This window comes from Shewanella sp. SM69 (genome assembly GCF_025653985.1).
Taxonomy (GTDB): Bacteria; Pseudomonadota; Gammaproteobacteria; order Enterobacterales; family Shewanellaceae; genus Shewanella; species Shewanella oncorhynchi.
Window position 1 is genome coordinate 175864 of sequence record NZ_JAKKRV010000010.1, and the last position, 15387, is coordinate 191250.

Annotated in this window: 11 protein-coding genes; 7 read left to right on the top strand and 4 right to left on the bottom strand. The window is 45.0% G+C overall.

All coding sequences use genetic code 11. The features are described from left to right. Window positions 1-70: 70 nt before the first annotated feature. The 5 genes from L5M37_RS14845 to L5M37_RS14865 all read left to right on the top strand — a co-directional run bounded on the left by L5M37_RS14845 (window position 71) and on the right by L5M37_RS14865 (window position 8173). A complete protein-coding gene (locus L5M37_RS14845) occupies window positions 71-3745 on the top strand; it encodes an ATP-binding protein (protein WP_263200990.1) in 3675 nt (1224 codons plus the stop codon). Next, a complete protein-coding gene (locus L5M37_RS14850) occupies window positions 3745-4398 on the top strand; it encodes a hypothetical protein (RefSeq protein WP_006080105.1) in 654 nt (217 codons plus the stop codon). Before L5M37_RS14845 ends, L5M37_RS14850 begins: the two co-directional genes overlap by 1 nt. Before the next feature lie 48 nt (window positions 4399-4446). Beyond that, on the top strand, window positions 4447-5667 hold the full coding sequence (locus L5M37_RS14855) for a phosphoenolpyruvate carboxylase (protein ID WP_263200992.1): 1221 nt from the start codon (window positions 4447-4449) through the stop codon (window positions 5665-5667). Beyond that, on the top strand, window positions 5655-6527 hold the full coding sequence (locus tag L5M37_RS14860; RefSeq protein WP_263200994.1) for a Wadjet anti-phage system protein JetD domain-containing protein: 873 nt from the start codon (window positions 5655-5657) through the stop codon (window positions 6525-6527). Before L5M37_RS14855 ends, L5M37_RS14860 begins: the two co-directional genes overlap by 13 nt. 401 nt (window positions 6528-6928) lie before the next feature. Further along, the gene (locus L5M37_RS14865; RefSeq protein ID WP_263200996.1) at window positions 6929-8173 is read left to right on the top strand and encodes a dicarboxylate/amino acid:cation symporter; all 1245 of its coding nucleotides are present in this window, start codon (window positions 6929-6931) and stop codon (window positions 8171-8173) included. Window positions 8174-8290: 117 nt separating this feature from the next. On the opposite strand, the gene L5M37_RS14870 is transcribed toward L5M37_RS14865, so the two are convergent. Then, window positions 8291-8782: a TIGR00645 family protein gene (locus L5M37_RS14870; RefSeq protein ID WP_105250244.1), complete on the bottom strand. Its 492-nt coding sequence runs from the start codon at window positions 8780-8782 to the stop codon at window positions 8291-8293. Window positions 8783-9177: 395 nt separating this feature from the next. Between L5M37_RS14870 and L5M37_RS14875 the strand changes: the two genes are divergently transcribed. Both L5M37_RS14875 and L5M37_RS14880 read left to right on the top strand, forming a co-directional pair. Further along, window positions 9178-9747: a DUF7010 family protein gene (locus tag L5M37_RS14875; RefSeq protein WP_263200997.1), complete on the top strand. Its 570-nt coding sequence runs from the start codon at window positions 9178-9180 to the stop codon at window positions 9745-9747. 216 nt (window positions 9748-9963) lie between these two features. Further along, window positions 9964-10311 (top strand): BON domain-containing protein, encoded by a 348-nt coding sequence (locus L5M37_RS14880; RefSeq protein WP_105250242.1) that lies wholly within the window; start codon window positions 9964-9966, stop codon window positions 10309-10311. 722 nt (window positions 10312-11033) lie between these two features. Here L5M37_RS14880 and L5M37_RS14885 read toward each other — a convergent pair. The 3 genes from L5M37_RS14885 to L5M37_RS14895 all read right to left on the bottom strand — a co-directional run bounded on the left by L5M37_RS14885 (window position 11034) and on the right by L5M37_RS14895 (window position 15238). After that, a complete protein-coding gene (locus L5M37_RS14885) occupies window positions 11034-12521 on the bottom strand; it encodes a hypothetical protein (RefSeq protein ID WP_263200998.1) in 1488 nt (495 codons plus the stop codon). Window positions 12522-12614: 93 nt separating this feature from the next. Then, window positions 12615-13604: an NERD domain-containing protein gene (locus L5M37_RS14890; protein WP_263201000.1), complete on the bottom strand. Its 990-nt coding sequence runs from the start codon at window positions 13602-13604 to the stop codon at window positions 12615-12617. 641 nt (window positions 13605-14245) lie between these two features. Beyond that, complete coding sequence (locus tag L5M37_RS14895) at window positions 14246-15238, bottom strand: class 1 fructose-bisphosphatase (protein WP_263201001.1); 993 nt, start codon at window positions 15236-15238, stop codon at window positions 14246-14248. Window positions 15239-15387: the final 149 nt, after the last annotated feature.

Here is a 15387-nt window from a genome sequence, read left to right on the forward strand (position 1 = left end):
TTGTTTTGCTTTGTCCTGTAGAAGGCTTCTGCAGCTCAGATAAGACGCTCCCGTTTGCATAAGGAATGAAATGGCAAGCTTGATTCGTATTGTGCTGATTGATACGCACCTTCCGGGCGTTGTGGAACTCGCCCTCAATGGCCATACCAACATTTGTGGTACTAACGCCTCGGGTAAGACGACATTGCAACGTCTAGTCCCTGTTTTTTATGGCGAATACCCAAGCCGCGTGGTGCCTTCGACCCGCGACAGTTTCGAGCGTTGGTACTTGCCACACGATTCAAGCTACATCATTTACGAATATCAAAAAGCCGATGGGTTACTGTACCAAGCCGTGCTGGCCTCGGCGGGCGATGGCAAGGGCGTTAACTATCGCTTTATCGCCAAAGGTTTTGAGCTAAGCGATTATATTAAATCGCAAAATGGCGACACTATTCTGTGCCACACCATGGCGGAATTAGGCCGTGATTTAAAACGTGCCGGCATCGCCACCACTAACTTGCTCAACACCCGCGAATATCGCGCCATTATTCAAAACGATCGCACCCTATTAAGCACGGGCAGCAACCGCAGCGAACTACGCGGCTATGCCCGCCAATTTGCCCTGTGTGAGGGCGAGCATTCCCTGCGCCACATCGAAAAACTCGCCAAAGCGGTGCACTCCAAAGAAGGCAAAATGGAGACGGTCAAATCCATGATCGCCGCCATTTTAGAGGAAGACGGGGTTAACCCGCCCAGCTCACGCTTAAATCCACAGCGCGTTGAAGCGTGGATCCGTGAAAGCCAACTTATCCAAGGGTTTGAAGTCATTCGCCCTGAGTTTGAAAAACTCGAGCAAGAATTTAACCAACTGCTCAGCGCCGAACTGCGCTTATCAAGCTTGTCCCGTGGTTATCGTAACGATGAAACCTTAGAAGCCGATCGCCAAGATATTCAGCAAACCTTATCTAAAGAGCTGAATTTAAAACTCAGATTGCTCGACGATGAATGGAAAGAGCAGCGCGATGAGCTCAACCTCGATTTATCGGCCGCCAAGGGCGATGTGGCCAAGTGCGAGTACGAACTCGATGCCATTGAAGATCAGCACAGCGCCTTTTTAGATGCCAACATAGAGCAAGCTAAGGCCGATCTTGAGATGCTGCCAAACTGGCGCACCGATGTTGAAAACTTAAGTGAACGCCATAAGCTGCAAACCGAGAAGCACCAAGATATCGAGGCGGCCTACAATGCCCGTCGCAGTAAGATTGGCGAGCAGTTAAACCGCGAGCTAGAAGGTTTGCATAGCGATCAAGATAAGCAGCGCGAAGCCCGCGATAAGCAACGCGAAGTCGCGCGCACCGATATCGACGCCTTAGAGTTGCAATGGCGTAACCAAATGGATGCGGGCAAGGCCAGCTTTAGCGAGCAGGAATACCAATTCAAACTCACTGCCGCCGAACTTAAATTACGTGTCGATGGTGTGACTTACACCGAAGAAGAAAAGCTAAGCCTAGCGATTTTCGACGAACGTATTCACCGCGCCGACGAAGAACAAGAAAGCTGCAATGCCAAGGTCGAACGCTTAAGCAGTGATGAACGCAAGCTCAGAGCCAAACGCGACCAAGCCAACGAAGCCTTGCGTATCGCCACCCTAAGGGTGAACGAGCGTCAAACTGCGCTGGATGAACTGCACCACATGCTGTTCCCGCAATCCCACACCCTATTGGAATTTCTGCGTAAGGAAGCCCAAGGTTGGGAGCAAAGTTTAGGGAAAGTGATCGCGCCTGAACTACTGCATCGCACTGATTTACATCCCAGTTTAGTAAGTGAGTCGAGCGAAGCTTTCTTTGGTGTGCATTTAGATCTTAAGGCGATCGATGTGCCTGAATATGCCGCCTCCGAACAAGAGCTGCGGATTCGGTTAAGTAAAGCCGAAGAAGCCCACACTAGCGCCCAAGAAATGCAGGCCGAGGCCGAATCTCAGCTAGTGGCGATTAATGGCGAGTTGGATAATCTCAGCCGTGAACTCACTTTTGCCCGCACAGCGTATAAAAATAGCCGTGACGATCTGCGTCGTCTGTTCGATGAAAAGCGCAGTGAGCAAGATAAAATCAACAAAGCATTGAGCGAGCGCAAAGCCCATGCAGGACAAAGACTTACTCAGCTGGATGGCGAGCTGAAACAGCTTAAACATCAGCACGAACTCTGGCTCGAAGAGCAAAAAGAGCAAGCGCTCGAAGCGCGCATGGAAAAACAAGCCTATTGGCAGGAAGTCATCGGCGCGCTCGACAATCAACTCGGCCAAATTAAAGCGACCATTGAAGGCCGCCGCGAAAGCGCCAAAATTGAGCAGAAAGCCTGCGAGACCTGGTACAAAAACGAGCTTAAATCCCGCGGTGTGGATGAGGATAATATCCTCAAACTCAAGCAGCAGATCCGCGAATTAGAAACCAAAATCAGCCGCGCTGAGCAGCGTCGTAGTGACGTACTGCGTTTCGATGATTGGTATCAACACACTTGGCTGATGCGCAAACCTAAACTGCAAACTCAGCTTAGCGATGTGAAGCGCGCGGTATCGGAAATCGATCAACAGCTTAAGGCGAAAACTCAAGATGTTAAGGCTCGCCGTCAACAACTCGAAACTGAACGTAAAGCGTCCGATGCGGCGCAGGTTGAAGCCTCTGAAAACTTAACTAAATTACGTGCCGTAATGCGTAAACTCGCCGAGCTTAAGTTGCCGACCAATAACGAAGAAGCCCAAGGTAGCCTAGGCGAGCGTCTGCGCCAAGGTGAAGATTTGCTGCTGAAACGCGATTACCTAATGGGGTCAGTGAAGCAATATGTGGAGCATTTTGACTCAGTAATCGCCAGTAAATCGGGTTCTAGTTTAGCTGAGTTTTGGGAGCATGCCCGCGAAGAATCGAGCTTTATCAACGATAAAGGTATTCGTCTGTTGGATTACCGCAAGTTAGTGCCACAACTTGGGCAATTGCTGAACGTGATAGTGCCTCAAGCTATAACAGGATTGCGTGATAATGGTCGAAGTTTTGGTGTTGATTTAACCGCGTTCTACGATGTATTAGCCGATATCGACCGTCGCATCGCCTCCCAAAGTGCACGCATTACCCGCGAAGTGGGCGAAGAGTTATTCCTCGAAGGCGTGTCTGAATCGGCTGTGCGTATTCGTTCGCGCATCAGCGAGTTGGAGTTCTGGCCCGAACTTGAGCAGTTCGTCAAAGCATATCAACACTGGAAAAACGACGGTTTTAATGGCTTGCCCGATGAGGATTACACCAACAGTATGCGCCGCGCCTTAGACATTATCGGCCGCGCCGCGTTAACGGGGGGCATCTCTAAGTTGCTGGAAATCGAGCTGCGCCTTAAAGAAGGTAACAGCGACTTAATTATCCGCACCGACAGACAGCTTAACGAATCCTCAAGCCACGGCATGGCGTATCTGATTTTGTGTAAGTTCTTGTTGGCATTCACGCGCTTGCTGCGTGGACGCGCCGATGTGACCATTCACTGGCCAATTGATGAGTTGGGCACTTTGCACCATACCAACGTGAAGAAGATTTTCGACGCCTGCGAAAACAACAATATTTGTGTGCTGGGCGCCTTCCCGAACCCTGAGTCTGAGGTGCTGAACTTGTTCGCCAACCGTTACATTATCAACAAACAAACTAAGAAGTTGCAGGTGGTGAAGCCTAAGGTCAACCCAATTGCCGACATGTTGAATAAGCGTTTGTCGAAGGAGGCCATCTAATGAGTGATGCAACCCAAACCGTATTAGTTGGCACTGGCGCTTTGATTGAGCTGTTACTCAAGGGCGAGTTTATTTGCCGCACCACCAATGAAGAAGGCTGGCGCGCCCTTAAAAATAGCAGCACCCGCGAGCGGGTCGAAGCCTATTTAAACCAGATCAACCGTACCGTGGCGTCCGCCGCCGAAGGCGATGTGTTCTTCTGTGGTTATTTGCAGCTCGGCGATAGCGAACGCAAAGTGATTTCATCGCAGTTTAAAGATATCTGTCAGGCATTGATCCCGCTGGTGGAATGGCTGGTATTAGTGCAAGAAGCCAGTGGCCAAGATGCGCCGCTGAGCGAAGGCGCGCCCGTGCGTTTAACTGAGCTGCAAAGCCGTATCGAAGACACGCCGGCGTTTCGTGAGCAGTTAGCCAAACTCAGCCAATATCGTTTATTTGGCTCGACCAGTACCAACAGCGACGCGCAAATCAAATTAGTCTTCAAACGTTTAGTCGAACTCGGCTATTTAGTGCGACCCAATGCGGAGAAGCAAATCTATATCGCCACGGGCAAGCTGGATTATTTGTATGAAGTCATTCGGTTTATCGACGAAACCGAAGGCCTAAGCCTAGAAGCGCAGGCAGAAACGGCGACTCAGCGGGACTTAATCTAATGTTGGCACGATTAAACCTAGGTAAAAGCTGCGACCAAGGAGGCCGTGATGAGCAGTAACTTACATCAGGCGGGGGTTAAGCTGCTCAAGCAGTTAGGTCGCCATGCTGACATCATTATGGACGCCTATTTAGCGGGTTCCTTAAACGAGGATGCCCACGATCCAAGCGTGGTTGAAAAGCTCAAACAGGCCGGCATTTTGTGGCGGCCAGAGCCAGATCAGGAGCTGCGGCTTAAGCGTTCTGTGCGTGCCTTGCTCGAAGAAGGTTTAAGTGACGAGCGTAATCGCCAAATCGACTCTAACGTCGGTTCGGCTCTTGCGACCATTAAAACCTTGGCCGACCATTACAAAGAAGCCCGTCACAGCTCAGATTACAGCGCCGCCGAGGCCTATTTGTCGGATTTGAGCGAGCATGTTTATAGCTTTGCCGATAGTCTGCGTTATTCGATCCGTGTGCTCTGGGGTCGGATCAACAACGAGTTCGGTTATGTCGGTACGATCAACGCTAAGATCCGTGAAAATGAATTAGCCCAAAGCCAAGTCTCTGAATTGCTTAATGGCTTAGAGATGTTCCAGTTTAGTGAGCTTGGCGAAATCGCCGGCGATATCCGAGAGCTGCGAAAACTCTTAGTGACGACTTTGCAAGAAACCATGAGCGACTGCGCCCAGGAATTGAGCGTAGTGCAGGGGCGTTTACTCGAACTCTTAGGCCGCTTCAGACAAATCCGTGGGCGTACCCGTTTGCTCAAGGGCTGGTTGCTCTACACTGATTTGCATCCGGATTATCGGCCTGCGGACCATGTGTCCCACAAGGAAATCCCGAGTCTATTCAATCGCGCTGAAATCTTGCTCGCACCTGCTGCGGTTGATGTGCATAACGCCAGCCAAGAGCTGGAGTTAATGAATATTGTCGCCCATATCAAGGCCATCAGCCGCAATCCTGTGATTGCGGCGGTGCGTGAGCATGATGTGTCCGTTTCTATCACCCAAAGTGAAGACTTCGATGTGCCGGATAATCCGCTTAAACAAGCGGTGGATGAGTATTTCGTCGATGTGATTGAGTCTGGCCTGCGCCAATCGGCGCTGGAATATCTGGCGGATAAAGCGCTGCCTTGGGACGCCGAAAGCTGGATTTATCAAGTGATTGGTGGCTACGAAGGTCTGCCCGATGAACACAAGGCTTATTTTGAGCTTGAGCCCTTGGGCGAACCGCATCCCATCTATAGCGGCAACTTTATTATTCGCGATGTTGAGTTATGGCTCGCCTAGGCCAGCAACAATTACAACTGTTGGAGAACGCTTTTATTAAGCGTTCTCCCAAGGTTAAGCTCACGGCTAACTGGCGCGCGATTCATCGCGAGTTAGAAGTGGGTGAGTTAGATGAATCCGAAAAGTATCTGTGTTTTGCGCCCAAAGATTTTGAACTGCTAAGGCAAAGCGTGTTGGCGTTAATGGGGCTTGATTTAAGGCAGCTTGATTTTAATGTCGATCGCATGGCGATGTCCGCCAAAAGTCACGATGAAAAGCTCGCTAAGATACGCCCTGAAGCCAAATACGTTTTGATGAAGTATCTAGGTTTCGGATCTTCACCAACTGCGATTTCAACTCGCACATCACTGCGTATTCCTTTGGATGAAGCACAAAAGCATTGCCATGAACTCAATGTCGCAGCCATCCTAGTGATTGAAAACTTAGATGTATTTGATGTTATCCATCAAGCGCGTTTGCCACAGGATTTAACTCATGTGATGGTTATCTACCGAGGTAGCGGTCATCATTCCCCGATTGGCGTGCGGCATTTTTTGCAAGCGATGGCAGATAAATTACCGATCATTGCCTTTACTGACTTAGATCCCGCAGGACTACAAATCGCCCATACCTTAATGGGCGTGACCCACTGCCTTGTGCCACAACTTGCGCTGACAGCACCTGCTGAGTTATTGGCAATAGCACAAATTAATTCTACTGATGATTTTGACAAGCAAGCGAAACAGGTTAAGTATTTGCAAAATGCCGAGTTAAAGCATTGGCAAAAATTAGTCGTTTGGCTAAATCAACACCGTATTAGTATCAAACAGCAACACCTGCTGGCTCACGGACTTGAACTAGTGTTAGTGCCATATATTTAGCTGTCATCCATTCCATCTCTCTGCTTTACTATAATTAACTGGTTTTAAATCCTGTTATAAATTTAAATTCAGTTATTAAGTCTGAGTTTTATTTGGTTGTTGTTTCTTATATGTTTAATTTGATGTTATTTGGTGTTTATTTTGTTTGTTTATACTGGTTTAAATATGTTTTGTTAGTGCTCAAATATTGTGCTGATAAATTTTTTATGATTTAAAATCAGTTTATTACTGTTTTTCTGTGATGGTGTTAACTTAATTCAAGATGAAAAAATGAAATTTATTCATTGAATTAACGGCTAGCATGTTTCACTATCCCCGCCTGAGCCAAAAATGGATTGGCAATTGTGCTCATCATGGAAGATGAATAACAAATAAATGACCTTTCTGGGGAAATCACAAGCATGATGAAATCACTTTCGATGCGGATCTTTATTGGTCTGTTTGCCGGCCTTATTTTCGGCACAATAGTGCAATACTTCTTAAACGATATCGGTTTTTTCTCGGGTAATTTAGTCGAGCTTGCCGGTGGCGTTGGTACTATGTTCGTCAATATGATCATGATGCTGGTTGTGCCACTCGTGTTCGTGAGCATCGTTTGTGGTGTCTGTGAGCTGCAAGATCTCAAAAGTTTTGGCCGCTTGGGCGGTAAGACCTTCGGTTTTTATATCATCAATACTGTCGTCGCAATCGCGACCGCATTATTAGTGGTGCTGCTACTCGAACCCGGTAAAGGTGTAGATATGAGCAGCACGGATGGCGTAGCGATTACCGCTACTGAGCTGCCAAGCCTGATGGCGCTGGTGATCGACATAGTCCCACGTAATCCTGTGACGGCTTTTATGTCGGGCAATATGCTACAGGTGATCTTTATGGCCTTGTTGCTTGGCGGTGTGATTAAGTCCCTTGGGGAGCATGTTGCGGGTGCTGTCCAAGGTTTTCAAACCGCCAATAAAATCATGATGAAACTGATTTCTGTGGTGATGAATCTTGCGCCCTATGGTGTATTTGCCTTGATGTTTAAACTCGGCGCGACCTTAGATGCAGGTGTGTTTATGAGTGTGGTTGAGTATATGGTGCTGATCCTCGCGCTGCTGCTACTGTGGATTTTTGTGGTTTATCCTATGGCAGTGGGGGTATTTACTCCTATTTCAGCCAAAACCTTCCGCGAGAAGACCCAAGAGCAAGTGCTGTTTTCACTCTCGACTGCAAGTTCAAATGCGACTATTCCCGTGACCATGCGTACTTTAACGGACAAGTTAGGCGTGAACCGTGCTGTTGCTGGTTTTGGCGTACCGCTGGGGGCGACCATGAACATGGGCGGTGTGGCGATCTATATCACTATTGCGATTTTCTTTGTCGCCAACGCTTTTGGCATGCCCATTACCACTGAGCAATTGCCTTCGCTGTTATTTAGTGTCTTCCTATTATCTGTCGGTGCGGGCGGTGTTCCCGGTGGCGGCATGGTGATGATAGGTGTATTAATCCATCAAATGGGTTTACCGATAGAAGCCTTTGCCATAGTGGCGGCCTTAGATCGGATTATTGATATGGTGCTGACATCCTGTAACGTGGTTGGTGATACTGCGGTGTTGACTATAGTGGATCAAACCGAGAAAGTGCATCAGCTTGAGTCAGCGAAGAGTTAATGTGCCACTAAGTCGTATTCTATAAAAACAAAAGCCACTGAAAACAGTGGCTTTTGTTTAATATTCTCTATGCTGGTATTGATGTGTTGCTAGGTTAGCATCAACAATGTTAGCCCATTACTTAGTGCGAGTAATTTTATCCAGATAGCCCATGGCAAAGGCTGATAATACAAAGGTGATGTGTATTAACAGATACCACATGATTTTGTCGTTATCGATATTCTTCACATCCATAAAGATTTTCAGTAGGTGAATAGACGAAATCGCCACAATCGACGCCGCCACTTTGTTTTTCAGTGAGCCAGAATCCAATTTACCCAGCCAACTTAGCTTCTCACTGTCTTCGCCTACATCCAGCTGCGAGACGAAATTCTCGTAGCCAGAAAACATCACCATCACAATCAGGCCGCCCACGAGGGTGATATCAATCAAGGACAGGGTCACCAGCACTAAATCCACTTCAGTCATCTCAAAAATGATCGGCAGAATATGGAAGATCTCTTGGAAGAATTTAATGCCTAAACCCAATAAAACAAAGCTGAGTCCCAAATAAATTGGCGCCATAATCCAGCGCGATGCATACATTAATTTTTCAAATATTTGTTCCATAATCCATTAAACCCTTTATCTAAAATGCGGTAAAAAATCGAGTCACTAATGACTAAAACAGTAACATAATGCACTTTATGCGCGCTATTACCCAATCACAAGGGCGTGAGTTATATGCTGTTATTGTGTTTTTTTTGTAACCTCTGTAGTTATTTAACCCTATTTGGGTGTTAGTGGCGCCACATCGTTTAATTTGCACTGCCTTTGATATGTCTGATCGTCGCTTTTTTCAACCTAATACCAAGCAAATTCAGCCATGGATAATCATTTTTCTCGGTATTTTAGGGCTTTGATGAAGGAAGTGACATTTGTCATCCTAGATTGCTGACAACTCACACTGCTGTAATGGACATTTTACGCAGATACTTAAGTCATCTAAACAAGGAGGCTTAATCATGCAACATAAATCACTGGACCAACAATTAATCGAATATCGTCAACAACGTGCTTTAGCTATGCCTTTATCCGGCATGATTATGTGGAGCTTATTGTTTGTATTGAGCTTTGTATTACCTCCTTCGCAGTTGGTGATGGCGGTCTTTATCGGTACTGGTTCTATTATCTACCTTGCCATGGGCATTTCGCGGCTGACGGGCGAGAATATCTCGTTTAAGAAAAGCGCTGAGCGTAATTGGTTTGAGACTGTGTTTCTCGCTGCGATGGGGATGAGTTTTTTAACCTTTAGCATCAGTATTCCCTTTTTTATGGAAAATTATCTGGCCTTGCCTTTCGCCCTTGCGGTGCAAACAGGTTTAATGTGGTTAGTCCACGGTGTTTTAGCAGCGCAAAAGGTGGCCATAGTGCATGCGATAGCGCGCACCTTAGCCTGTGTTGCAGCTTTCATGCTCTGGCCCGAGCTGAGCTTTCAAATTCAGCCTCTAATCGTGGTGTTTTGTTATGGTTTTTCAATTCCCGTGATGCAGCGCCGTTGGAAGATTCAGCAAAATCTGTGTGCTAGCAATTAGTGGGTTATCTTTGGGTTATTGTGTAGATTTTGGCTTTGCGGCCTAATGGCCGAGGTGAATCAAAGTCGTGGGGCTCACCCTTGACGTTTAATTAAGAGTCTAACAAGTGATCTAGCCCTAGATCGATTTGTATGTCTGCCAGCGCACAGAGCTCAAACTGGCGTTATTGCATTATGGTTATTACCCTGCACTTTTTGCAGTGTGAAGGAGCTTATAATGCAAACCATGAAACTTACGTTCGTTACCGCTGGTGTTGTACTCGTTGGTAGTTTGCTGCTTAACGGTTGTGATAGTGGCAATGTGAATACCCAAACAGGTACACCAGACTTAACTGTAACAACCGAGGATGGTACTGGTGATGATATAAAAATTGCCACAGCAGTTAATACTGCGTTGATCGCTGATCAGCAGCTACAAAATTTAGATATTCAGATAGAAACCCGCAAGGGCGATGTCACCATTTCCGGCAATGTAAATAGCCAAGCTCAGAAAGACCAAGCTGAACGGGTGACGGCAGCAACCTCTGGTGTGCACTCGGTAAATAATCGGTTGGAAGTAAAATAGCAATGTCAGTAAAGCCGCCTGTTTGATGTATTCAATTGACAGACGACAAACAGGAGTGGCAGCTCTTATCTGGCTTTAATTCACCGCTTATGCCACAAAATACCAATCCCCGCCAACCATGCTGCGGGGCGTTGGCCTTCTTGATTTATAAATGTGTGAGTCCAGCTATGGTAACTCACGCTGGCCTTGCGGCTGCTGTGGCAAATTTGTGCTTTGGAGTTTGTACCCGTCGTGACTTTCTTTGCGCCACATTTCGCACTTGCTACGTAGCTTTTGGCTTTGTGGCTTTACGGCCGAGGTGAATCAAGGGGCTTCACCCCACACCCGATAATAGTGCTGGTTTGTTTGGTGTTGAATTGGCAAGGTTATCGCTGTGAGTATGTTAGCAATTGCGGCCTTACGTCCGAGGTAAGTCAAAGTCGTGGGGCTTCACCCCACACCCGACCAAGGAGGACTGCTCGTCCTATCCTCCTTGGATTCTCCAAGACGCCCCCAACGGAGTTGAAAGCCCCTTGGGCATTTAGCGTCCTTATGCTATCGCGTCAGACGCTCGTCCCTGATTCGACTGACGCTATCTCGGCATCCATGCCTCGATCACGCAACGAACGCAAATGCCCTGCGGCAACTCCGATGGTAGGGTGAACTTCTGTAGCCTCGGTGTGTGGGCTGTTAACCTTGAAAGAGTTGTACCCGTCACATTTTTATTTTGTGACGTAATATTTTTATACCTGTCCAGACTCTTTTACTGTTGATATTGCTTGTGCCACTTTTTCTTCTGTATCTTTTAGAATGTCTTTTGATTCTTTTTCCAATTTTGCAGTCAATTTTGAAAATCCTGGTATATTTCTTAATTTTTCTACAGCATCACCTAGTTTCACACTTTTATCTAAAGCATCCATCAAGGGGTGATCTGTCGTTTTGTAATCTGAAATTAATTTACCAGGATTTTCAGAGTTAACATGCAGCAAGTTAAAAAGTAATTTAACTCTTAGTTCACTTGATGTATCACTATCACCAAGCTCCTCAATTTGTGTTGAAAGACCTTCGAAGGTTTTGCTTAGTACGCCCTTATGTGTATATTCTTCTATTAGCCTTTTTGATAAATTCATTTTTTTATTAGATGAATAGGCCATCCAAAGTATTGGGAAGTATAGTGGCAATATTGATAGTACTAATTTAGGAGTTTCAGAAATTACTGACACAAGATCTTTTTGTAAGATAATTAATAAGTATAAGTCAACGAGAAATGGAATGAATGACACTCCAATAAGCCATGTTATTGCTTTTGAGAAAGTGTTGTTATGTGTTTTTAACTCTAGGCTTTCAGATGTTATTTTTTCATTATATGCAGCGCTAAGACCAGTAGTAAGTGCAGCAGGTAAAAGAATGATAATTTTCTGATAAACATCATTATACTGATTTTCTTGAGTTTTTAGTGTTTCAGCTATTTTTTCATTGGAAGTTTCTAGTAATAAATTGTAGTTTTTTGTTGTATCTAATGATAATTTTTCTAAGTTTAAATCTAAATCATTTAAATCATTTTTTATTATCAAGTAACTAGATGCTAATTCATCTTTTATCCCATCAATCCTTTCACTTTCACCATCTTCATTCTCAGTCTCATATCCTAATATTTCATCTCTTAGCTCTCTGACTTTTGAATGATAAGATGTTATGTTTTTCAATATCCCTTGTGCTTTAGAATCAATCTCACCTATAGACTCTAACTGTTCTGATGCCTCATTTAATCGAGTGTTGAGATCTTGATGTTTATCAAGTAATTCATTTGTGTAAATTATTTTTTGTTCTACTTGCTCATGCATACTCTTAATTTGGTTGAATAATTCTTCTCCATTTTTAAATGTTGCATCGTAAAACAAAACTTTTTTGTTAAAACTTTCAGTTGTATATTTTATTTCATCTAATAACTTTTTTAATTCTTCTAATATTGATGTTGAATCGTTATAGATAACTTCAATATCCTCTCTTGTTCTTTGAATTTTACCTTTGTGTTGGGCCGCTGACCTTGCCGCTTGTTGGGCAATTACTTGATTCTCAGAAGGTTGTTTGATTTTAAATTGCAATGTTTCAATTTCTTCTTTCTGAGATTTAATTGTTGAATATTGCTCTTCATATAGCTTCTCGAGAGGAACTAACCGCTGCCACAACCGTCCTATTTCTTCAGCATTATTTTTTTCACTTCCAAACATTTTTTGGTTTCCTATAGATGTAGCTAGGGTTTATTGGCATCGGTGTAGTATTACAGAATATAATAATTTTATTTTAAATAAGCGAGAATTACTCTAAATTACTTTATAACTATTTTCACAGCTATGGCATTGCAGTGTATAGGTTTCTTTAGCTTTAGTTATCTTCGTTTGTGGGCTTTGGCACTGTGGACAGGCTTGTTTCATTGGCGTGTTTTTAGTGCATTGGTTGCATTTGATGTAGTAACCAAACTTACCGTACATTGGGGTGTAGTTTGTTGATTCTCCGCAATGTTTACAGCTAAGAATGCTGTGTGTGACAGATTGAGTTATTGCAGGGGGTTTAGCTTCAACTGCTTTGTTAACTTCAAAGTGTGCAACAGGCTCATTGATTTGTTGTGTTTGCGAGAGCGTTATTTCATTGGTTGATTTATGTGGTTCTATATGTCGATCGATTAAGAAATTGGTAATGGAATTGAGTTCTTGTTGATTAAAGTCGGGGCGGGTGTCGCTTACATTTATAATGCGCATGAACTTACTTTTAAGATTCATGATTTTTTCAAGTTTATCGACTAAAAACTCTGTTTTAACTAACAACTCAGAAATGGCCGTTGGTATAGTATCTCTGTTGATTACCGCATCACTTGAGACCGCGCACACATGGTTCCAGCAACGCATACTAAAACTTTGTTGTCTTATACCAAGTAATTTTCCTAGAATTTCACTTCTATGCTGTTTTAGCATTTCTTTAAGCAGTGCTTGTTGTAGTTCAACTTGCTTGATAGGAGACGGCATACCAAACCATTTACTTCCGTGACTGCGAGTCCATTCACCCTGCTGGTTGACTTCTACATGGCCTTTTATGCTTTTAGATTCAATTAAAACAAAGCCATAGGGGTAAATGATTAAGTGATCAATTTGCGCGGTTTCGTCATTAAAGGTGAATCGAAAATCATTGATGACCAACACTTCTGGATGATCTTTGAAGGCGCGGCGCAAATAGTAGGCAACATCCTGTTCTTGTTTTTGACCCGCGATAGCCTGTGGTGTTTGGGTATTTTGAAGTGATTTGGTTTTTAGAATCATTTATCAACAGCATCCATTCATAACTTGATAATAATCAGCCTCATAATACCTACTTTGCCGTTCAAAGATAAAGACAAAAATAGCTAATCATTAACGCTGGGAGTGTCATTATTGACTATCAGATATACACAGGGTTTAGCTGGATTAAAAAAGATGGTTCAGGAACCAATCTTTTGGGATTAACAGCTAACTCTGAGATTGCAGAAGTTCATCTTTCCCTGCGAAGTAGCAGAAGGGCATTGAAGACTCTTTATTAAAGGCAAAAGAGCAAATAGGCTTCATTTTTATGCCTTGATTACTTTCCAATAACTCTAGTGTCTGAGGAATACACCATCCCCTCGGAGTTGCCGCAGGACGAATAGACAAATTGCGTGAGTCTCGGCATGGATGCCGAGCTAGCTTTCGCAGGTGCAGGGACGCATCCTTCGGAAGCGATAGCAGATTTGGCAATGAGCACAAGGGGCTTTCAACTCCGTTGGGGACGTCATGGAGCATCCAAGGAGGATAGGACGAGCAGTCCTCCTTGGTCGGGTGTGGGGTGAAGCCCCACGACCTTCTCGGCCGCAAGGCCGTATAAATAACAAAAAAGCCACTGTGGTCAGTGGCTTTTATCCTAAAAATCAGAATCTAAGCGATTCTGCTTAGTCCAGACTTGGTTCTTCGCTGTAATCAATACCGTGATAGCTCAGGCAAGCGTCGACTTCGTTGCTGCTGCCTAGGATGACGGCAACACGTTGGTGAATTTGAGTTGGTTGAATATCTAAAATGGTTTCATAACCCGTTGAGGCTTTGCCGCCAGCTTGTTCGACTAAGAAAGCCATTGGGTTGGCTTCGTACATCAAGCGCAGTTTGTACGGTTTTTTAGGATCTTTATTGTCGGTTGGGTAAGTGAAAATACCGCCACGGGATAGCACGCGGTGTACATCGCCGACCATGGCCGCAATCCAGCGCATGTTGAATGATTTCTCGCGTGGGCCAATTTTACCGAGCAGTAAATCGGCAATATAGGTCTGCATTGGCGCTTCCCAAAAACGTTGGTTCGACATGTTAATGGCAAACTCTTGGGTATCTGGGCTAATGCTCATGGCGGCGTTAGTCAGTAAAAACTCATTGGTTTCTGGGTGCAAAGTAAAGAGTTGCGCGCCTTGGCCTGTGGTTAATGCCAGCATGGTCGATGGACCATAAAGGACATAACCAGCGGCTAATTGGGCGCGGCCAGATTGTAAAAAGCTAGTTTCAGTCAGCTCGCCAGCAGGGGCGGGCAGGACGGAGAAAATGGTGCCGACTAACGAGTTGATATCGATATTAGATGAGCCATCAAGTGGATCGAAACACACCAGATATTGACCATTTTGGCTGACTTCAACCACATGATCTTCTTCTTCCGACGCTAAACCGCGCACTGTACCGTCAGCTTTTAAGGCATCTTTGAGCATGTCGTTGGTGATAATATCCAGTTTTTTCTGGGTTTCACCTTGGACGTTTTCTTGCTCAGTCGCGCCTAACACGCCCGCAAGTGCACCGTGGCGAACGGCATGGCTAATGGCTTTTGAGGTGTCGGCTAAGGTTAAAATTAGGTGGGAGAGGGAGTCGTTCACTGCCTGTGAGGTCAGGTGCTGGGCCAGAGTCTGCATGTTATGTCCTTTAGAGGTTCAACAATGAGGTCAATTTCGTTATTTGCCGCGAATGATAACTCAGTTAGTCGACAATTTCAGCGATGTTGCTGATGCTTTTAGCGAATATTAGGGCTTTTTGGGATTATTTGGATTGGGCTTGGCGCAAG